This is a genomic window from Armatimonadia bacterium, from assembly GCA_039679385.1.
GTDB lineage: Bacteria > Armatimonadota > Zipacnadia > Zipacnadales > JABUFB01 > JAJFTQ01.
Genome location: JBDKVB010000002.1, coordinates 1 through 19,511, shown reverse-complemented (window position 1 = coordinate 19,511; position 19,511 = coordinate 1). Strand labels below are relative to the sequence as shown.

Genomic DNA, 19,511 nt, shown 5'->3' with positions numbered 1-19,511 from the left:
TGAACAGACGTCCCCAAGTTCGCATGCCCTGAAGCTGCGCCGACACGCCAACCGCCTCAAGAGGCGAGAGTGGATGACGGCGTATGCTTTCCTGCTGCCCAACATCCTGGGCTTTCTGGTGTTCACGGCGCTCCCGGTGGTCGCTGCCCTGGCCCTGTCCTTTTGCCGATGGCGGGCGATTGAAAGCTGGGAGGGCATCCACTGGAACGCCCTGCGCAACTACGTGAGCATCCTGGGCTTCCATCAGGACGCCGCAACCGGAGCGACCGTGGCCAACGACGGTCCCTTCTGGTATTGCATGTACAACACGGCCTACCTGATGCTGGGTGTGCCGATCGGGATGGTGCTCTCGTTCTTCTGCGCCCTGCTGATGAATGAGAAGGTGCGCGGGATAGTGCTGTTCCGGACCGTGTTCTTCATCCCCACGATCTGCTCCTCGGCGGCGGTCGCGGTTCTGTGGCGGTGGCTGTACAACCCCGACGAGGGCCTCATCAACCAGATACTGACGATGGTGGGCTTCCAGCATGCGCCGAACTGGCTGAGCGATCCGATGTGGGCGAAACCGGCGCTTATCATCATGGGACTGTGGGTCGGCGTCGGCGGGTACAACTGTGTGTTGTACCTTGCCGGGCTGCAGAACGTCCCGCAGGAGCTCTACGAGGCGGCCGACATTGACGGAGCCGGCTGGTGGACGCGTCTGCGGTACATCACCTGGCCGATGCTCGCGCCGACAACCTTCTTCATTCTGGTGACTTCGATCATCTCCGGCTTCCAGGGCCACTTCACCCATATCCACATCATGACTCACGGTGGGCCCGCCGATAGTACAACGACGCTCTTGTACTACATCTACCAGCACGCCTTCGTGTGGCACAACATGGGGTATGCCTGTGCGCTGGCGATGGTGCTGTTCGCGGTCATCATGGTCTTTACCGTGCTGGAGTGGAAGCGCGGTGGATCGGCTATTGAGATGAACTGACGCCCCGGCTGCGGTATGCGTCTGGGGCCGGTAGCGGCTATCAGTGGGTGTGAGAGACGAGGACGGCTCTTCGGCCTGCCGGGGTACAAGAATCAAGGACAGGGAGGCAACAACAGGATGATTGCCATCACGGGTGGATCGGGTTTTCTCGGGTTCCACGTGGCGAACTACTTCGGCGAGAGGGGTGAGTCCAGCGTTCTTCTGGACATCGCCTCGCATGTGCCGGCGGACTACCCGCAGGACACCAAGTACATCAGTGTCGATGTTCGCGACTACGTGCTCTTGCGGGATGCGCTGAAGCAGTACGACGTATCCTGCATCATCCACGCGGCAGCCGCCCTGCCCCTGTGGAAGCCGAAGGACATCTTCTCGGTGAACGTGGACGGCACGCGCAACGTTTTGGCAGCAGCCCGTGAGCTGGGCATTCCCCGGGTGGTCTACATCTCCTCGACGGCGGTCTACGGGGTGCCGAAGATACACCCGCTGCTGGAGGACCATCCGATGATCGGCGTCGGACCTTACGGCGAGAGCAAGGTCCAGGCGGAGCACCTCTGCAACGAGGCACGCGAAGGTGGACAGTGCGTCCCAACCATCCGCCCCAAGACCTTCATCGGCACCGGCCGCCTGGGCGTCTTCCAGATCCTGTACGATTGGGTCGAGAGCGGCTGCAAGATCCCGGTCATCGGCAACGGCAGCAACCGCTACGAGTTGCTGGAGGTTGAGGACCTGTGCTCGGCCATCTACCTGTGCGCGACCTTGCCGCCGGAGAAGGCCAACGGCATCTTCAATGTGGGCGCCGAGCGCTTTGGCACGGTCCTGGAGGACGTCGGCGCGCTGTGTGAATATGCGGGCAATGGAGCGCGTGTCATGGGCACCCCGGCATGGCTGGTCAAGCCCGGTCTGGCGCTGGCCGAAGCGCTGCACCTTTCGCCGCTGTACAAGTGGGTCTATGGCACCGCCGACACCGACAGCTTCGTGTCCATCGACAAGGCCAAGTCCGTCCTCGGTTGGCAGCCGCAGTTCAGCAACGCCGAGGCGCTCATCCGCTCCTACCAGTGGTACCTGGACCACAAGGCGGAGTCTGACGGCGCGACTGGGATCACTCACCGCGTGGCGTGGAATCAGGGCATCCTGAAGGTCTTCAAGAAGATCCTGCACTAGCCCGAGGAACTCTGGTCGGCCAGAGTCGACTTGCATCCCAGACCTGGAACTCGAAACTCGTGACTTCTCACCCGGATCGCAATACCAGTATAGCTACGCAGCGTCAGCGCCGCCTCTTCCTCCGGCGGGCGCTTGTCTTGGTGGCCCTGTCGGTGGGTGGGGTCACGATGGTCTTGCCGCTGGTGTGGATGGTGGCAACGAGCCTCAAGGATCCGGGGGAGGTCTACGTCACCCCGCCGGAGTTCGTGCCCCGGCAGAGTGTGACCGTGACCGACCCGAAGACCGGCGAGCGCCAGTCCGTCTTCACAGCGCTCGTCGACGGCCAGGAGACGCAGGTCGCCCATGTGCGCAATGAGCAGGGGACGGCCGTCGTCAGGGTTCTGAGCACCGGGCAGGAGAGGAAGCTGCCGCTCTACGTGAAGCAGGGCGACCGGCAGGTGGCCTCACTGACGCCGGTGCGCAAGCTGCATGTCCAGTGGAGTAACTACCCGGCGGCCTGGAAGGCGCTGAAGCTGGAGGACAACTGGCTGAGCTTCGATGTGCCGGCCTACCGCTTCCGGCTCCTCGGGATGACCTTCCAGACCAAGCCCTTGCACAGTGACGGCTTCCCGATCGAGAACGCCTTCATGGCGTTCTACCTCAACAGCCTCCTCATTGCAGGGGTGGCGACCCTGGGTCAGGTGTTCACCTCCAGCCTGGCTGCCTATGCCTTCGCGCGGCTGAAGTTCCCCGGTCGCGACGTGCTGTTCCTGGGCTACCTGGGAACGCTGATGGTTCCCTTCGTTGTGACGATGATCCCGGTCTTCGCGCTGTTCAACCTGGCGCGACTCTACGACACTTACGCTGCGCTGATCCTCCCGGCGATGTTCTCGGCCTACGGGACCTTCATGCTGCGCCAGTTCTTCATCACGATTCCTCACGAGCTGGAGGACGCTGCGCGGATCGACGGCTGCGGGCAGTGGGGCGTGTACCGCCATGTCATCATCCCGTTGTCGAAGCCGGCGCTGGCGACGCTGACCACCTTCACCTTCCTGCAGAGCTGGAACAACTTCATGTGGCCCCTGATCATGATTGACTCGGACCAGCGCAAGCCGCTGATGCTGGGCCTTCACACCTTCATGGGACGCTACAGCACCGACTGGACGCTGCTGATGGCGGCCTCGGTGATGGTCATGGTGCCGGTCCTGCTGATCTTCATCTTCGGGCAGAGGTACTTCGTGAAGGGCATCCAGATGACGGGCCTCAAGGGGTAAGCGAAAGGGCCGTCCCTAGCGACCGGACGGCCCTCTTCCACAAGTTCTGTAGTTCGTCTAGCGAGGCAACTGAGTGAGCCGAACAGGCCTCAGCAGGTCGCCGGTGGCTGGTTCAGCTCGACTGCCTCGCCGGTGCGTGCTGCCTCGTAGACCCCGGTGAAGATCTCCACGCTCCGCATTCCCTCGATGCCGGGACAGGCCGGCGTCTTCCCGAGGCGGATCACCCGGTACATGTCGTCGAAGCAGTGCTGGGGCCAGTCGGGATCAAGAGTGATGTCCTCCAGCGAGACCTCCTCGCCATCGTGGCGCTTGATGACGATATCCTCATCGCCACGCAGGTAGACGGAGCCTTCCGTGCCGTTGATCTCGATGCGCGTGCCACGGTCGGGGAAGGCGCTGGTGGTGGTCTCGATCATCCCCCAGGCGCCATTCTGGAAGGTCAGCGACCCCAGGCACATGTCCTCCGACTCGATGTCGTGTGCCCGGGTGCCGAAGCGTCCGTACTCGATCCGCTGGACCGGCCCCATCAGCCAGTAGAGCTCGTCGACCATGTGGACGCCCTGGTTGGCGATGGAGCCGCCTTCGGTCTCCAGCCGACTGCGCCAGCCCTTGGGCTCGCCACCGTCGTAGTAGTCCTGCGGCCGCATCCACTTCATCAGCACGTCGGCGAGGAGCAGTTTGCCGATGGCCCCTCCGGCGAGCGCCTTCCTGACCTTCCGCACCTTCGGCTGATAGCGCAGGCCGAAGTCGACGGCGAGGGTCTTGCCGGCCTTCTCGGCGGCGGCAATCGCCTCTTTGCAGGCCTCGACGCGGATGTCCATCGGCTTGGTGGTGAGGGCATTGAAGCCGGCTTCGAGGGCCATGCGTGCGTGAAGGCAGTGGTGGCCGCTGGCGGTCCAGACACCAATCACGTCCAGATCGTCACGCTGCAGCATCTCCTCGTAGCTGGTGGTCCAGGCGCAGTCGAACTCTTTGGCCACGGTCTCGGCGCGGTCGGCGTTAAGGCTGCATACACAACCGATGACGGCGTTGGGGTAGTCCTTAGCGATCTTGGCACGGCTGTAGCCCATGCTCAGACCGAGGATGCCTAAGCGAATCGGTTCTGCCATTTGGGTCCCCTCCCTGGATGACGGCCTTGCGGCGGAGCACTTCCTCTCGCAGGGGCGATCATCCTGCCGGTCTTGTGGAAGGAATGAGCGTGACGGCAGGCGAAGGTGTGGAGCAAGTGCCGCATGTGCCGGAAACTAACGTGTGACGGAGACCTGCCGGAGGGAATCATGAAGCTGAGTCTGCTGACCTATCTACTTGGCAAGGACATGACTCTGGACGAGTTGCTCGACGTGGTGCGCAAGACCGGAATCGACGGCCTGGAGCTGCGGGCCGAGCAAGGGCACAAGCACGGTGTGGAGCTCGAACTCACGCCCGAGCAGCGGGCCGACGTGAAGAAGCGCTTTGAGGACGCCTATGTGCCCTTCGCCTGCCTGGCGACGGGCTGCCGGTTCGAGGACCTTGACGCGACCAAGCGACAGGCCGAGATCGACCGGGCCAAGCAGTACTGCGATCTTGCTGCCGACTGCGGAGCCCCGCGGATTCGTGTCTTCGGCAACGCCTTCCCGGCCGGAGCAGACAAGCAGCAAGTGGTTGAGAATGTCGGCGCCGCCCTGCGGGAGATCGCGGAGCATGCCGCGCCGCGCGGCGTTGATGTCTGCCTGGAGATGCACGGTGACTTCTACTGGTGGAAGTACACGCTGGATGCCGTGGAGCTTGCTGACCATCCGCGCGTAGGCATCGTACACAACTGCGACCCGCGCGAGATGAAGTTCGGGACGATCTCGGAGTTCTACACGCCGGTTCGCAAGCACCTGCGGCACTTCCACATGCACGACCTGGAGAGCGACTACCCGTACAAGGCACTGTTCGGGATGCTCAAGCGCGACGGCTACGGGGGCTTCATGTCCCTGGAGTGCGGCGCGAGCACGGACCCGGTGAGGGTCATTGGCCTCTACGCCAGGCTGTGGCGTGAGATGGTCGCCAACGCCTAGGGCGACACGGCACAAAACCCGGCCGCCGGGCGTCTAAGCCCTTGTAGGCTGCTTCACGCTGACCTGTTGGCACTGGTTGAGGAGGCGATTGGAATGGTTCGCGTGTTGATGATAGTAGCGGCAGCGGTTCTCGCGCTGACTGCCTGTGCGGAGGTGCTGGCGCCCCCCGTGGAGTTGGTGGAGGGCCTGCGAACCGGGCAGATCTATGCACAGTTCGTGGGCGGCGGGGATCTGGGCGTCAGCGGGATGATCGAGCGCGGTGAGGGCGGCCCGAGCAGTGTCTATGTTGCGCCCGGCACGCAGTTCTGGGCGCAACAGCCTGGATTCCAGGGGCAGTCGAGCCTGGGCTCGAACTCCGTGAACCTGTCTGGCCGGCGGTTCTCGCAGGTGTGGATTCCTACCGCCTGCACCAACCTGAACCTTGCGGCGCCCACCGAGAAGGAAGTCATGGTGGCCTTCCCGTGCCCGAATCCGGACATGGCGCTGCTGGCGGATTCGGCACCGCTCGGGGTTGCGCCAAGGCCCGCGATCCAGGTAGCGGTGTGGGCCATCGCCAATGATCCGCCGCGAGGGCACTCCGTTGTCCTGGCCTATGTGAACGGCCAGAGCGCAGCAAGTCAGGGACGTTTCACACCGGCCGATATCTTCCAGTCCGCGGCGAGGCTGCTTGCGGACGCCGGTCTGGCGCCTGAGCGGTACCGGCTGTTCCGCTAGAGAACAATTCCGGCGGCAGCCGATGAGGGAGCATATCAAGCATGGCACGCAAACTGCCTCCGCGGCGTGGTGTCGGGGATCAAGCGCGGTCGTCCCTGGGGATACTGGGGCCTGAGTACGACGACGGCCAGACCTCGGCGGTGCCGACCCAGGAGGCAACCGCACCGGCGGCAGACAATAGCAACGGTGCGGGGCCTTCCTTCGTGCCGCAGACGGCAGACCCCGGAGTGGTTCCCGGGGCCATGCCGACTCAGCCAGTCGTCAAGTCTCCCTGGCCGGTGCGCATCGTGGCGGGTGCCACGCTGATGGCGGTAATCGCCATCGGTCTCGCCGTGGCGTTCTCACGGCCCCGCAGCTCCGGCACTCCGCAGGCAGGAACGCAGCCGGAGAACGTCGTCGCAAGCACCCAGACGAACCAGCAGAACTCGCAGTCGAGTTGGTGGAGCAACCTCACCGCTCAGAACCAGCCGGCGAACCCGGCGATCCAGAATCCCGAGCAGACCCAGTCACCTGCGAGCCCGACGACGACGGCGACGCCACCGGCCACGAGTGACAACCCACAGCAGGCGGCCCAGCCCGCCCAGACGCCTGCTCAGCAGCCTTCGCCCAGTCCGTCGCCGCAGCCGACACCATCTCCTGCACCGGCGCCGTCTTCGTCACCGTCGCCTTCGCCGAGTCCGTCGCCGGCACCCTCGGCGGCTCCAGCTCCAAGGCCTGCGCCGTCTCGGTCACCGGCGCCTTCTCCTGCACCGTCGCCTGCACCTCGACCGGCGCGCCAGCGGGCGCCGATGTTTACGCCTCAGCAGGCTCAGCGGATTGTCCAGCAAGCGGCTGCCACGGAGCAGGGCCAGTTGAACCGAGCCCTGGGGCAGATCGGACAACTGCTGCGGCGACCTGAGTACCAGGATCCCGAGTTCTGGCCGATCATGCAGACGGCCCTTGCCACCCAGGGAGCGGCGATGATCCCCGGTGGCGCCGGGCTTGGTCATGCGGAGATCCTGGCCCTCATCACCCAGTCCCGGAACGGGCGCGAGGCCGCCGACCGCATCGAGCGCGTCGGACACCGCAGCCCGGCGATCCCCGTCGGCGCACAGCGTGCTCTGGTTCGGGTCCTGGAGACTGCGCGCAACTACCAGGACGCGGTTGGCGGGCTCCAGCAGGTTCAGCGCCAGTACAACATCCAACTGTCTCCACAGACGACTCAGCAGTTGCTGGCGCAAGTCAACGATGCAGCGCGCCGTATGGCGCCCTGATCCGCCAGGTGTTCCCGCCTGCCGGGCCTATCCCCGCGAGGACTATCTCCTTGTCAGCCCCGCAAGCGCCATGTACAATCCCGCCTGTCACTGTGCCGCCCGCTGAAGTCCCGAAGCGGTGCAGTGGCTCACTTTTTCCTGTTGTTTGGAGACTGATAATGAAGCCCGTCGTCGTTGCCTCACATCGCTGCCGTCACTTGCCGATCCTGTTGCTTGCCGTGTTCCTGGTTGCCGGATGCTCACGTCCCGAGGCGTCACTGCGGAACGCTCCGACGGCGCCTGCCATCACTCGTCTTCCTGTGGACGCCGCCTCCGCGAAGGTCCTGGCACATGAGATCGGCACCGCCAGTCTTCTCCACTCGCCTGCTCCGGTCCGGACGGTCAAGCCCGCTCTCCGAGCCCTGATCGACAACGGCTGGAAGCCCAGTGCAGGCCTGCAGCTTGAGATGAAGCCTCTGCGCACGGTGTACCGAGGCGGGCAGAAGATCAACTGCTACACGATCCGGTTCACCTCCCATCAGTGGCAGGGCAAGCCGGTGCGGATCTTCGGCTTCTACGGCTACCCCGCGAGTATGGGCGGCAAGCGCCCTGCTCTGCTCCTGGTTCATGGCGGCGGCGGCTACGCGACCCTCGACCGTGTGATTGAGGCCGGCGCGGCCGGCTTTGCCTCGCTGTCCATCGACCTGCCCGGCAAGGGTCTGCAGCGTGAGCGGTACTCACGCTCCACCGGCCCCGACATGACGGTGGAGCAGATCTTCACCACCAACCCGCAGATCACCGACAACTACCTGTACAACGCGGTTCTCTCCCAGATGCGCTCGATCACCTTCCTGTGCTCGCGGCCGGAGGTCGACGCCGGGCGGATTGGCCTGGTCGGTGTCTCCTGGGGAGGGGCCACTGGGTTGATCACCACCAGCCTGGACAAGCGCGTGAAGTGCTTTGTGGATCTGTTCGGCGCCGGGTACCTGCGGGACGGCTCGACCTGGTATGACTACTTCATGAAGCTGCCGCGCCGGGACTTCGACACCTGGGAAGCCAATTTCGACTCCTCACGCTACGTGCAGGACATCACGGTACCCGTGCTCGGAGTGACGGGGACCAACGACAACTGCTACTACTTGGAGCAATTCCTCCGGACGCAGAGCAACATCCGGCCCACACCGCAGTTGCTGCTGCTGCCGAATCTCGACCACAAGATCAACCCGCAGGCGAAGGAGGCCTACTACTGCTGGCTCAGGGCGCAACTGCTGGGCAAACCGCTACGGCCACCCATGCTGAACGGCTTGCGAGTCGCGGCCACAGAGCGCGGAGTCCGTATGTTCGTGCTTCCGGGCGGCCAGGTCCCGGTTACGGGCGCTGACATCTGCTACGGAGGGGTCGGGAATGTGGGATGGACGAATCGACGGTGGCAGACGGTGCGCTGCGACGCCGATGCGGGCAAGTGCTGGTGGTCGGGCGAGTTCGCCCTTCCCAGCCAGGTCGCCTACGCCTTCGCCACCGTGCACTTTGCTGACGGTTCGATGCTCAGCACACCGGTTCACTCACTGTCCCGCGTGGTGATCAACAATCGCGCCTATGCGCTGGACGTGCCGCGACCGTATGCGGGTCCGGTGCAGACCGAGGCCTACCAACTCGCGGGACTGCTTGGCGCCCAGATCACGCATGACGTCGACGCCGGCAAGGTCGCGCTGGGCCTGAATGGGAAGGAAGCACAGCTCCCTGCGCAGAAGCTCGGCGAGTTGCTCTTCGTGCAACTCCGGCCGGCGGCTGAGCAGTTGGGCGGCAAGATCACCTGGCGGAAGGGCGACGGCACCAGCGTCAGGGTGCCTGTTGCGCGAGCGCAGTAGACCAGGGACACGGAACATGGCCGTGTCCAGTCACCGGGAGGGGCACGCAATGAAGCTCGCCGTGATCGGTCTTGGAATCGGACGAGTTCACGCCGAAGTGCTGCACAAGATGCCGCAGGCCGAACTGGTCGGGGTGTGCGACCTCAACCTCGAACTGGCCTCACAGATCGCCGAGGCTGCCCAGACTCGCGCTTTCGGTGACTGGGAGCAGATGGTCGAGGAGACGCGGCCCGAGGCCGTGTGCCTGTGCACGAATCCGAAGACGCATCTGCCACTGGGGAGCGCGCTGGCTGAGCGGGGCATCCATGTTCTGTGCGAGAAGCCGATGGCGCCGACGGTCGAGCAGTGCCTGGCGCTGACCGAGGCCTGCGAGAAGGCCGGCGTGGTCCTGATGGTGGCGCAGAAGAAGCGGTTCGCTCCTGCCGTCAACTTCCTGCGTGAGCACCTTGCCGGCGACTTCGGCCGCCCCTTCATGATCAACTACCGCTACCAGCCGGGGCAGGTGCCGAAGGACTGGTTCTGGCGCGAAGACGACGGCGGCGGCCCGATCCTGGAGAACTCCGTACACTGCTTCGATTCGCTGCGGTTCATGGTCGGCGAGATCAAGTCCGTCCGTGGCCTCGGCGGCAACCTCTTCGTCAAGGACCGCGCTCCGCAGGTGGATGTTGCGCTCGGGCTGCTGGAGTTCGAGAACGGCTGCATCGGCTCAGTGGAACTGGGTACCGCTTCGGAGTGGTGTGTGGCGGACGAAGACCTCTTCGTGGGATGCGAGAAGGCTGTGGCACGCTGGCACGGCGGCTTCGACCGGCCCAGCGAGCTGACCTACACCTATCGCGCGGAGCAGAAGCCGCAGACCGTGACCTTCGATTACAGCGGTGAAGCGGGATCAGCCGATTTCGTGCGGGAGATCAGCCACTTCATCGACTGCATAGAGACGGGCAAGCAGCCGCTGATCACCGGGCGCGATGCAGCGAAGTCCATCGCCCTGTGCCTGGCCATGAAGAAGGCGGTTCGCGAAGGCGTCACTGTCGCCCTGTGAGCCTGCTGCGCTCTGCCGACAGTCGGCCTTGCATCGAGTAACAGTCATGATAAGGGCCGCGGGAGTTCCCGCGGCCCTTTCGATTCGTGCAGGTTTGGCGATTGCCCTCAGCAGCTGATCGGTCGCTGCTTGCCCCAGACCTCCGGGTTGACCAGGCATTTGGGCTGCTTGCCCTGTAGTGCCTCCAGGAGGGTGCTGGTGACGGAGACACTCACCTTGCGGATCGTGGCGCGGTCCATGGTGGCCGTGTGGGGCATAAGCAGGCAGTTGTCGAGACTCAGCAGCGGGTCGGCCGGATCGGGCGGCTCCTTGGCATAGACGTCCAGGCCGGCTCCGGCGATGGTGTGGTTCTGAAGCGCCTCGACCAGCGCGGCCTGATCGACCAGGGACCCGCGACCGCAGTTGATCAGGAAGGCGGTCGGCTTCATGAGGCCGAGCTCGCGCGTGCTGATCATGTTGCGGTTGTCCGGCGTGGCGTTGCAGTGCAGCGTGACGAAGTCGCTCTCAGCCAGGAGCGTGTCGAGGTCAACGTACTCAACGCCGAACTCCTCCACCAGCTCCGGCTTCTCCACCGGATCGTAGCCGAGGATGCGCATACCGAAGCCATGCGCCCGACGAGCAGCGCAGGTGCCGATGGTGCCCAGGCCGACGATGCCGATGGTCGCACCACCGACGGGTGCACCGACGAGGCTTCCCCAGCCACCGGCGCGGACTCTGGCATCCCCCTCGCGCGAACGACGAGCCAGTCCGAGCAGGAGCATGAAGGCGAGGTCTGCCACGGCATCGGTGATGACCCGCGGCGTGTTGCTGACCATGACGCCGTTGCGGGTAGCGGCGGCAAGGTCGACGGCATCATAGCCGACTCCCCAGCGGGCCACGAGCTTGAGCTGCGGGCAAGCCTCGAACACGTGGTCGTTGTAGCGCTCTGAGTTGGCGATGGCGGCGTCGAAGCCCTGCAAAGAGGCGATCAGACCCTCTTCGCCCTGTGGCGGGGCGGCAGCATCGACGAGCTCGAATCCGGCGTCCAGCAGCGGCTGGCGAACTTCTGGGTCATTGTAGATTGCGGCGACGTTGTAGATCCTCATGGCAATCGACTCCAGTGCCTCACGGGTAGGAAGGTGAAGGCCGCCCGGCGGGCAGCCTTCCTCACGGCATGCCCTGCGGTGGCGACTTGGTGCTCTGCTAGGATCGGCAGGCGGGATGCTGCCGGATCTGGGCCAGGTCCTGCTTGCTGCCATCAACAATCAGGCTCACGTCGGCACGATGGCACACGAAGCGTGCGCCCTTCTCGAGCCAGGTCATGGTCTTCTCGACGGTGAACCCGTGCAGCCCCGGCGCGACCTTGTGAGCAGCGGCGCAGTCGAGGATGTCCTGCATGGCCTGAACGACCTCGGGGTGATCCAGTTGCCCTGGGAAACCCATGCTCAAGGACAGGTCATTGGGGCCAATGAAGACAGCGTCCACTCCCGGCGTGGAGAGGATCCCTTCGCGGTTCCGGTAGCCCATGGCGGTCTCGATCTGCGCGATCACCAGGATATCCTCATTGGCCGCCGTCGTGAAGGGGGTCATGGGCTTGGCGAGGTACTCGTCGTGGGCGATGTTGTTGGCCATTCCACGCTCACCGACGGGCGGGTACTTGACCTGACGGATGATGTCGGCAGCCTGCTCGGCGTTGTCGACGTGTGGGAAGACCATTCCGTCGGCGCCCAGATCGAGGTAACGTGCCGGCCACTGGCCCTGGAAACCCGGTCCGCGGACGATGACCAGCAGACCGATGTCGCGGGCGTTGCGGATGAACCCCGCGATGGTCTCGACACCGTACCAGGAATGCTCGGTGTCAAAGATGACGAAGTCATAGCCGGCTTCCTTGATCATGTGGCAGGTGCCCGGTGAGGCCACCTCCATGAACATGGTACCGATTAGTGCCTTACCCGACCGAAGTCGCGCTTTGGCCTCTGCGCGTGTCATTGGTGATCTCCCTCTTGTAGCTCTCGGCAACGACCTGTGGGGGGGCGAAAGTGGACCTCCGCAAGCCGCAGCAATGCAGTAGTGGCGATGGTTTTGGACACTTCGCCACCCGAGGGACGCAGGCCTTCTTGCGAGGGCAATCCGGCGTAGACAAGGCTGAACCGGTGGCGTATACTCCCTTCTATCAGGATTGCAGGGGTTTCCCCGCGGAATCGAGAGAGCTGATCATGTTGTCCCGACGTATGTTCCCGTTCACCTTGCCCCTCCTCGTTGTGTTGGCCCTGATGGTTGTCGAGAGCGGCCTGGCGCTGGCCCAGGAGGGTACTGGGGCACGCGATGCCGAGGGCCCGTCGCACGTGTATGACAAGGTCCCTGGGGTGCCGCCGGCGCCCGAGTACCAGCCGCCTGCTCCCAAGCCACCGGAGCCGCCCAAGCCGCAGCCGCCCGTTGTCACGGCGAAGCCCAAAGTGACCTGGCTTAGCCCTGCGCCGTACCAGACCTGGTACGACGGTGACACGATGACGCTGAAGTGGGAGACCGCGGGCCCTGTCGCCGCGGTCCGGATCCAGTACCACGGTGAGAAGATCAAGCTCGGCGGGAAGTCGCGGGGCGAGTTCGACGGCGTCCTGAATGAAGGCAAGATCTGGGGCAACACCCGCTCGACGACCTGGAAGGTGCCGTGGGTTGACGGCACCGCCATCTACCTCAGCATCGTGGCCTTCGACGGCGACGGCAAGCAGTTGGCCGAGGCGGAGCGCAAGGTCGCGCTCCTGCCCCGCGAGTTCAAGAAGCTGCCCAAGACCTGCATCGCGGTAAGCAAGCGCCTGCAGCGTCTCTACTACTTCGTGGACGGCGAGATCAAGCGGGCCCACATCGTCTCAACGGCGGCGGCAGGCCACTACACGCCGACGATGAGGCCCGGGTCCTACGATGCTCGCTACGGGCACATGGGCAAGGTCTTCAACAAGGCCGAGAACCCGATGAGCCAGCAGTTCCAGGTGAAGATGCCCTGGTGGCTGGCGATCACGGCTTCGGGCAGCCACGGGCTCCACGCGACCTCGCCGAACCTGTACTATCGGCTTGGAACGCCTGCTTCGCATGGCTGCGTGCGTCAGCACTATGCCGATGCTCATGCGCTGTACCAGGTCGTGTCGGTAGGCACGCCGGTCTACATCTTCTAGTTCGGGCCAGGTCGCCCTTGCCCACCACTTCGCACCCGGGGGATGCCCTTGGCTCGCCGAGTTACCCTCAGGGAACAGGCTCTGGTCTTCCGCGAGTTGGCCACCCTCGTGGCCGCCGGGTTGACACTGTTGGAGTGCCTCGACGAGCTGGAGAAGCGGCCACTGTCGGAGGGCTTCCGACGGTTCCTCAAGGCTGCGAAGGCCAAGGTGAGCGCCGGCAGGAAGCTCTCAGAGGCGCTGCGGGAGCAAGGGCCGGTCTTCTCGGAGCTCACGACCGCCCTGATCGAGGCCGGTGAGGAGGGCGGACGGCTCGAGGAAATGCTGCGGGATGTGGCGACCTACCTCGAGCGCGAGCTCGAGCTACGGCGCATGCTGGCCCGCGAGACCTTCTACCCCAAGATACTGCTGTGCGCCTGTCTGCTCATCCCCCTGGCCGCGAACAGCATCGTCGCCGGTGTCACCAAGGGAGCAACCGCCGGGGTCATGACAGCCCTGCGCGGGCTGACCATGTATGCCCTCGTAGGCGGCCTCCCGGTGCTGGCGGTGTACCTCGTGTACCAGCATCTGGCCGGGACGCGGACCGGCAGAGACCTCTTCGACGGCGCCAAGCTGCAGCTCCCACTTGTGGGCGGCATTGTGCAGCGGCTGGCGCTCTCAAAGTTTGCCCGAGCACTCTCAGCCCTCTACGCGGCGGGCGTCCACTACCCCAAAGCGATCGAGCTATCCGCCGACGCCTGCGGCAATCGTCATCTTGCAGCCTTGTTCCGCGCCGCCATCCCTTACGTAGAGAGAGGTGGGACCCTCAGTGAGGTGCTGCTGCAATCGCGGCTGCGCAACTCGCTGCTGGTTCGCTTTCTGCAGACCGGCGAGCAGAGCGGCGAGATCGACGCGATGCTGGCGAAAGCGGCGGACCACTTCGGTGATGAGGCCGAGACCCAGGTCCGGCGGCTGGCTGTGACGATCGTGCCGATCGGCGTGGTCCTCGCAGGGGTCGTGGTGTGCGTCATCCTGGCCCAGATGTACCTGGGGTACGCTCACAGCCTGGTGCCTTAGCCGTGACAGTCCAGGGGTGCGCAGATGCGGGATGCCTTTGATCCCTATGAGATCCTGGGCCTTCCCCGTGGCGCTTCGCGCAAGCAGATCAAGAAGCGCTACCGTCAGTTGCTGCGCAGGCATCATCCGGACGTTTCCGACGACCCGGCGCGAGCTCACGAGATCGCGGCGGAACTTGGCCGGGCGTACCGAAGGTTGATGGAGGAGACCTGGCAGGAAGTCGTCGAGGGCGACGAGTTCGGCGGCGTCGAGCCCGAGCTCCAGGTAGTGGTCGATCGGGCCAACCCCGACCGCAGTCCCATACCGCCAATGTTGGCGCAGGCCGAGCAACTCCTGCGGCAGCGCCGGTATGAAGAGGTCCAGCTCGTCTGCGCGGACATCCTCCTGCGCGATCCGGACTGCGTCGCCGCCTATGAGCTGCTCGGGAAGGCGTATGAGGCGCGAGGGTTGCAGGAGTTGGCCCGGGAGATGTACCGCGAGGTCGAGCGGCTGGCAGGCATAGGTCCTCAGCCCTTCCGACAGGCGGCCTCTGCAGCAGCTTCGGCTCCGCCCTTCCCCAGACCGACGCGGAAGCGCGAGATCTGGACTGCGCCGCCGGTGCAGGTGAACCACGCGGTCGAGATCGGTATGCTGGTGGTTGTCCTGGGGCTGGTGTGGCTCGGCGGTTCAGGTACGCAGCCGGTTGCGTCCGTCCTTGGGCTGTCCTGGCCAAAGCTGGCCCTGGCGATGGCGGCCGCTCTATCGCTGGGAATTGGTCTCTCGTGGTCGGGGCGGATCGCGACCTTCGACCAGGAGCTGGGCTACAGCGTCAGCGGCGGCGGCGTGAGTTCTCCGCTATGGCTGCTGTTGGTGGCGAGCGCCTGTGTCACGGTGCTTCTGGCCGCCCTGGTGCATCTGATCACTGACCTGTTAGGTGAGCGGCTGAGCCTCTCCCTTGCGTGGTTCTGGGTCGCGGTGTTCGGGTTGTGCGGTCTGGTCTGGGTCTGGATGGGCGGCAGCGTCGCCTTCTGGTGGCTGGGAGCAAACCTGGTATGTCTATGGGCGCTGGCCGGCTGGGCTCTGGGCAGCATGGTGAGCCCCCGTGAGTGGTGGCGCTGAACATGCGTTGCGCTTTGTGTTACAATAGAAAACGGTGGGTGGGGAGACGTGCCCTGCGCTTGCTGCTGACGGGGGAAAGCGGCGCGGCATCGTTTGCGCAAACCGTGTAGCTACAGGACGCTGAAAAGCAGCCATGCGAGTCGCCGACAGCATTGCAGAGACCAGAACTTTCGTGCGCAGCGCACGCAGCGACGGCAAAAGCATCGGACTGGTTCCCACGATGGGCGCTTTCCACGAGGGACACCTGAGCCTGATGCGCCGGGCGCGTGCCGATGAGGATATCGTCATCGTCAGCCTCTTTGTGAACCCGCTGCAGTTCGGCCCGAGTGAGGACTACCAGGCATATCCGCGCGATTTCGAGACCGACGCCCGGTTGGCCCAGGCGGAGGGTGTCGACCTGGTCTTCGCTCCGACGGTGGAGGAGATGTACCCGCGGGAGCAGCTCACCTCCGTCCAGGTGGCCGAGATCAGTGAGGGGATGTGCGGGGAGTTCCGCCGCGGGCATTTCACCGGCGTCGCCACGGTCTGCACGAAGTTCTTCAACATCGTCCAGCCGGACCGCGCCTACTTCGGCGAGAAGGACTACCAGCAGCTCCAGGTCATCCGCCGCATGGTTCAGGATCTGAACCTGACGGTGCGTGTCGTCGGCGTTCCAACGCTCCGCGAGGCTGACGGACTGGCGCTCAGTTCACGCAATCGCTACCTCTCGCCCGAGGAGAGGGCCGTCGCACCAGCCCTGCAGGCCGCACTCAAGGCCGGTGCTGAGGCCGTCCGACACGGCGCCACCGGGCCGCAGGCCGAGGTAGTTGTCGCCGAAGCCCTGGGCGAGCAGCCCCTGTTCCGCTTGCAGTATGTGAAGGCCGTGCATCCCGATACCCTGGAGCCGGCACATTGGGCAGGGCCGCCAATGGTGATCGCGGCTGCAGCGCACCTGGGGAGCACCCGCCTGATTGACAACATCAAGATCGAGGCCTGAGACATGCTCAGGACAATGCTCAAATCGAAGATCCACGGGGCCACGGTCACGCAGACCGAGCTGTTCTATGCCGGCAGTATCACGATCGACCAGGACCTCATGGATGCCGTGGACATCCTGGAGAACGAACTGGTGCAGATCGTCAACCTCAACAACGGCTCCCGGATCGAGACCTATGTGATCCCCGGCGAGCGCGGGAGCGGCGTGATCTGCCTTAACGGTCCGGCGGCGAGAACCGCCGCTGTGGGTGACACTGTGCACGTACTGTGCTATGCCCAGATGACCGACGAGGAAGCGCGACGGGTGCGCCCTCAGATCGCGGTCTTGGGCTCGGACAACCGGATCGCGGAGAGCAAATGACACCAGCGGCGGCCGAGGTGGAGAAGATCGTGCGTCGCGCCCTGGCTGAGGATATCGGCCCGGGCGATCTGACGACGTCCGCCTGTGTGCCCTCCACTGTGCAAGGCGTCGGTGAGTTCCTGGCGAAGCAGGACGGCGTCCTCTCCGGCCTGTATGTGGTCAAGGAGTGCTTCCGACAGGCCGCGGGCGACTGCGTGCTGGAGGAGCTCAAAGGCGAGGGTGAGGCTTTCGCGAAGGGTGAGCTGCTGGCACGGGTCACGGGACCTGCCGCGCAGATACTCACCACGGAGCGTGTGGCCCTCAACTTCCTGCAGCGTCTCTGTGGCGTGGCGACGCTGACCCGGCAGTATGTCGGGGCTGTCGCAGGTACGAAGGCCCGGATCGTGGACACGCGCAAGACCACCCCCGGCCTGCGCCTCCTGGAGAAAGCGGCAGTTCGCGCCGGTGGCGCCACCAACCACCGCTATGCGTTGTACGACGGCGTGATCCTCAAGGACAATCACATCGTTGCAGCGGGTGGCATCGGGAAGGCAGTGGCCCAGGCGCGGCAGAGCCTGCCGCACACGGTGAAGATTGAGGTTGAGACGACGAACCTGGCAGAGGTCGCCGAGGCCCTTGAGGCCCGCGCCGAGATCATCATGCTCGATAACATGGATGACGCGACGATGCGCCAGGCAGTGGAGCAGGTCGGCGGAAGGGCGCTTGTAGAGGCCTCTGGTGGCGTGAGTCTGGAGACGGTGGCGGCGATTGCTCAGACGGGGGTCGACCTGATCTCCGTGGGCAAGCTCACACACTCGGCACCGTCGATCGACATAAGCCTGGAGTTGCGGCACCTGTAGAAGTCTGGAGGGCCTGGGTGAGGGGTATGGGGCATGGAGACGGCCGGATCGCGGCGGAGGATTCCTGAGGAGTTCCGGCGAAAGGGCCCGGAGCTGCCTGCGACGCACGTACGCACACTACATCGCACCCCCGAGGGCTTCGCAATGGCTCGTTCCATCGTCGGACTGCTCGTGGGCATCGGCCTGGTGTTTCCGGGTATCGAGTTGCTGCGCTGGCTGGCGACGAAGGTTTTCGGCGTTTATCCGGACATGACCCTGACGGAAGCCTGTCTGTCCATGATCATCATCCTGCTGTCGGTGGTGATCGTGCGCGGGCTACGGTTCGGGGTCACTTCCAGCGTGCCTGCACCTGCGCCGCGGCCGCAACTGACCAGTCACCGCGTCGAGCTGTATCCGCCTCAGGAGCCGGCGGTACGCGCCCGACGTCGGGCTTCGGCCGTGCCGGCGCCTGTCGCTCGGCCAACGGCTCGAAGGCGAGCTCCGGACACCGATCCTCCGATCCCCTCGCGGCCACGTCGCACGGGGACGACTCGCACGCCACGCGACCCACGTCGCTGATTGCCCGTACCATGAGGCACGACGAACTCACAACCGAGATGACCTGTGGAGACGCCCCGCAAGGGCGTCTCTGTGTTGTTCTGCGGGAGGCGCTGCTGGCCTGGTTCCATGAGGTCAAGCGCGAAATGCCCTGGCGCCGGACCCGCGACCCCTACGCGATCTGGGTCTCCGAGATCATGCTCCAGCAGACCCGGGTGGCGACGGTGCTGCCCTACTACGACGCCTTCCTGCGACGTTTCCCCTCGGTCCGCGAGTTGGCCGAGGCACCTGAGGAGGAGGTCCTGCGGCTCTGGGCAGGACTGGGGTATTACTCGCGAGCCCGGAACCTGCATGCAGCCGCGCGGCAGATTCTCCAGGAGCACGCCGGGCAGTTCCCGGCCACCTGGCAGCAGGTGCGGGCTCTGCCGGGGATCGGCGACTACACCGCCGGGGCGATCCTGAGCCTTGCCTTCGGCCAGCCGGTCCCCTGCATCGACGGCAACGCCGAGCGAGTGCTGTGTCGGCTGTTTGGGATTGAGGAAGCGCCGAAGCGCAATCCGGCCAGGACCCGGATCCGTGAGGTTGCGACGGCCTTGGTCACCTGCGACACGCCGGGCGATGTGAACCAGGCCCTCATGGAGATGGGCTCGACGCTGTGCACGCCGCGCAGTCCGGGGTGTGAAGCGTGCCCGGTGAGCAACTGGTGTCGCGCCAGAGCTGAGGGGCGACAAGCGCAGTTGCCCCAGTTGCCGTCCCGAGAGAAGACCGTGCGCGTGCGAAGTGCGGCGGTGCTGGTCCGAAGCACGGAGGGTGTGCTCCTGGCTCAACGCTCGACCGGGGGCGTCTGGGCAGGACTGTGGGAGTTCCCGCAGGTCGAGGTCTCACAGGGCCGCTCCCGGGCGGCGCTGGCGGCCCATCTGCAGGAGAGTCTGGAACTGCGAATCACGGTCGGGCGTCGGGCCCTGCAGATCGCCCATGGGATCATGAACCGCACGATCACGCTGGAGGTGTTCGAGGCGACGGCGGAAGGTACGGACCTGCGGGTAAGGGGCTATGCGCAAGCCCGGTGGGTGCGTGCAGAGGATTTCGGCGACTATGCCTTCAGTGCACCACATCGCCGGATCGCCGACTGGGTGAAAGAGGCCGGGGTCGCCTAACCTGTACCGGAAACGCGAGACGCCCCAGGGAGGGTGTTGGGGCGTCTCGTCACC

Annotated in this window: 19 protein-coding genes; 16 read left to right on the top strand and 3 right to left on the bottom strand. The window is 64.9% G+C overall.

What is annotated here, in order from left to right:
• Nucleotides 1-73: 73 nt before the first annotated feature.
• The 3 genes from ABFE16_00210 (at nucleotide 74) to ABFE16_00200 (ending at nucleotide 3,393) form a co-directional block, all read left to right on the top strand.
• Nucleotides 74-979, top strand: coding sequence for a sugar ABC transporter permease (locus tag ABFE16_00210; GenBank protein MEN6343693.1), 906 nt, complete (start codon nucleotides 74-76; stop codon nucleotides 977-979).
• Nucleotides 980-1,096: 117 nt separating this feature from the next.
• Nucleotides 1,097-2,140, top strand: coding sequence for an NAD(P)-dependent oxidoreductase (locus tag ABFE16_00205; protein MEN6343692.1), 1,044 nt, complete (start codon nucleotides 1,097-1,099; stop codon nucleotides 2,138-2,140).
• 167 nt (nucleotides 2,141-2,307) lie between these two features.
• Complete coding sequence (locus ABFE16_00200; protein ID MEN6343691.1) at nucleotides 2,308-3,393, top strand: carbohydrate ABC transporter permease; 1,086 nt, start codon at nucleotides 2,308-2,310, stop codon at nucleotides 3,391-3,393.
• 89 nt (nucleotides 3,394-3,482) lie between these two features.
• Here ABFE16_00200 and ABFE16_00195 read toward each other — a convergent pair whose 3' ends face one another.
• Nucleotides 3,483-4,502, bottom strand: a complete 1,020-nt coding sequence (locus ABFE16_00195; protein ID MEN6343690.1) for a Gfo/Idh/MocA family oxidoreductase — start codon at nucleotides 4,500-4,502, stop codon at nucleotides 3,483-3,485.
• 168 nt (nucleotides 4,503-4,670) lie between these two features.
• Here ABFE16_00195 and ABFE16_00190 point away from each other — a divergent pair, with 168 nt between their 5' ends.
• The 5 genes from ABFE16_00190 to ABFE16_00170 all read left to right on the top strand — a co-directional run bounded on the left by ABFE16_00190 (nucleotide 4,671) and on the right by ABFE16_00170 (nucleotide 10,288).
• Nucleotides 4,671-5,435: a sugar phosphate isomerase/epimerase family protein gene (locus ABFE16_00190; GenBank protein MEN6343689.1), complete on the top strand. Its 765-nt coding sequence runs from the start codon at nucleotides 4,671-4,673 to the stop codon at nucleotides 5,433-5,435.
• A 93-nt stretch (nucleotides 5,436-5,528) separates the two neighbouring features.
• Nucleotides 5,529-6,149 (top strand): hypothetical protein, encoded by a 621-nt coding sequence (locus ABFE16_00185; protein ID MEN6343688.1) that lies wholly within the window; start codon nucleotides 5,529-5,531, stop codon nucleotides 6,147-6,149.
• Between the two features lie 41 nt (nucleotides 6,150-6,190).
• Nucleotides 6,191-7,402, top strand: a complete 1,212-nt coding sequence (locus ABFE16_00180) for a hypothetical protein (GenBank protein ID MEN6343687.1) — start codon at nucleotides 6,191-6,193, stop codon at nucleotides 7,400-7,402.
• Nucleotides 7,403-7,560: 158 nt separating this feature from the next.
• Nucleotides 7,561-9,249, top strand: coding sequence for an alpha/beta fold hydrolase (locus tag ABFE16_00175; protein ID MEN6343686.1), 1,689 nt, complete (start codon nucleotides 7,561-7,563; stop codon nucleotides 9,247-9,249).
• A gap of 49 nt (nucleotides 9,250-9,298) precedes the next feature.
• On the top strand, nucleotides 9,299-10,288 hold the full coding sequence (locus tag ABFE16_00170; GenBank protein MEN6343685.1) for a Gfo/Idh/MocA family oxidoreductase: 990 nt from the start codon (nucleotides 9,299-9,301) through the stop codon (nucleotides 10,286-10,288).
• Between the two features lie 107 nt (nucleotides 10,289-10,395).
• Here ABFE16_00170 and ABFE16_00165 read toward each other — a convergent pair whose 3' ends face one another.
• Entirely contained in the window at nucleotides 10,396-11,373 is a 978-nt protein-coding gene (locus ABFE16_00165) for a phosphoglycerate dehydrogenase (protein MEN6343684.1), read from the bottom strand.
• Between the two features lie 97 nt (nucleotides 11,374-11,470).
• Nucleotides 11,471-12,256: an aldolase/citrate lyase family protein gene (locus tag ABFE16_00160; protein MEN6343683.1), complete on the bottom strand. Its 786-nt coding sequence runs from the start codon at nucleotides 12,254-12,256 to the stop codon at nucleotides 11,471-11,473.
• Between the two features lie 227 nt (nucleotides 12,257-12,483).
• Here ABFE16_00160 and ABFE16_00155 point away from each other — a divergent pair, with 227 nt between their 5' ends.
• The 8 genes from ABFE16_00155 (at nucleotide 12,484) to mutY (ending at nucleotide 19,457) form a co-directional block, all read left to right on the top strand.
• Entirely contained in the window at nucleotides 12,484-13,437 is a 954-nt protein-coding gene (locus ABFE16_00155; GenBank protein ID MEN6343682.1) for a L,D-transpeptidase, read from the top strand.
• A 48-nt stretch (nucleotides 13,438-13,485) separates the two neighbouring features.
• A complete protein-coding gene (locus ABFE16_00150) occupies nucleotides 13,486-14,490 on the top strand; it encodes a type II secretion system F family protein (protein MEN6343681.1) in 1,005 nt (334 codons plus the stop codon).
• A gap of 24 nt (nucleotides 14,491-14,514) precedes the next feature.
• Nucleotides 14,515-15,588 (top strand): DnaJ domain-containing protein, encoded by a 1,074-nt coding sequence (locus ABFE16_00145; protein ID MEN6343680.1) that lies wholly within the window; start codon nucleotides 14,515-14,517, stop codon nucleotides 15,586-15,588.
• A 133-nt stretch (nucleotides 15,589-15,721) separates the two neighbouring features.
• On the top strand, nucleotides 15,722-16,564 hold the full coding sequence (gene panC / locus ABFE16_00140) for a pantoate--beta-alanine ligase (protein ID MEN6343679.1): 843 nt from the start codon (nucleotides 15,722-15,724) through the stop codon (nucleotides 16,562-16,564).
• A 3-nt stretch (nucleotides 16,565-16,567) separates the two neighbouring features.
• The gene (gene panD / locus ABFE16_00135; protein ID MEN6343678.1) at nucleotides 16,568-16,924 is read left to right on the top strand and encodes an aspartate 1-decarboxylase; all 357 of its coding nucleotides are present in this window, start codon (nucleotides 16,568-16,570) and stop codon (nucleotides 16,922-16,924) included.
• Entirely contained in the window at nucleotides 16,921-17,763 is an 843-nt protein-coding gene (gene nadC / locus ABFE16_00130; protein ID MEN6343677.1) for a carboxylating nicotinate-nucleotide diphosphorylase, read from the top strand. Before panD ends, nadC begins: the two co-directional genes overlap by 4 nt.
• A gap of 144 nt (nucleotides 17,764-17,907) precedes the next feature.
• Nucleotides 17,908-18,321, top strand: a complete 414-nt coding sequence (locus ABFE16_00125) for a hypothetical protein (protein ID MEN6343676.1) — start codon at nucleotides 17,908-17,910, stop codon at nucleotides 18,319-18,321.
• 11 nt (nucleotides 18,322-18,332) lie between these two features.
• A complete protein-coding gene (mutY, locus tag ABFE16_00120) occupies nucleotides 18,333-19,457 on the top strand; it encodes an A/G-specific adenine glycosylase (protein MEN6343675.1) in 1,125 nt (374 codons plus the stop codon).
• The last annotated feature ends 54 nt before the right edge of the window (nucleotides 19,458-19,511 follow it).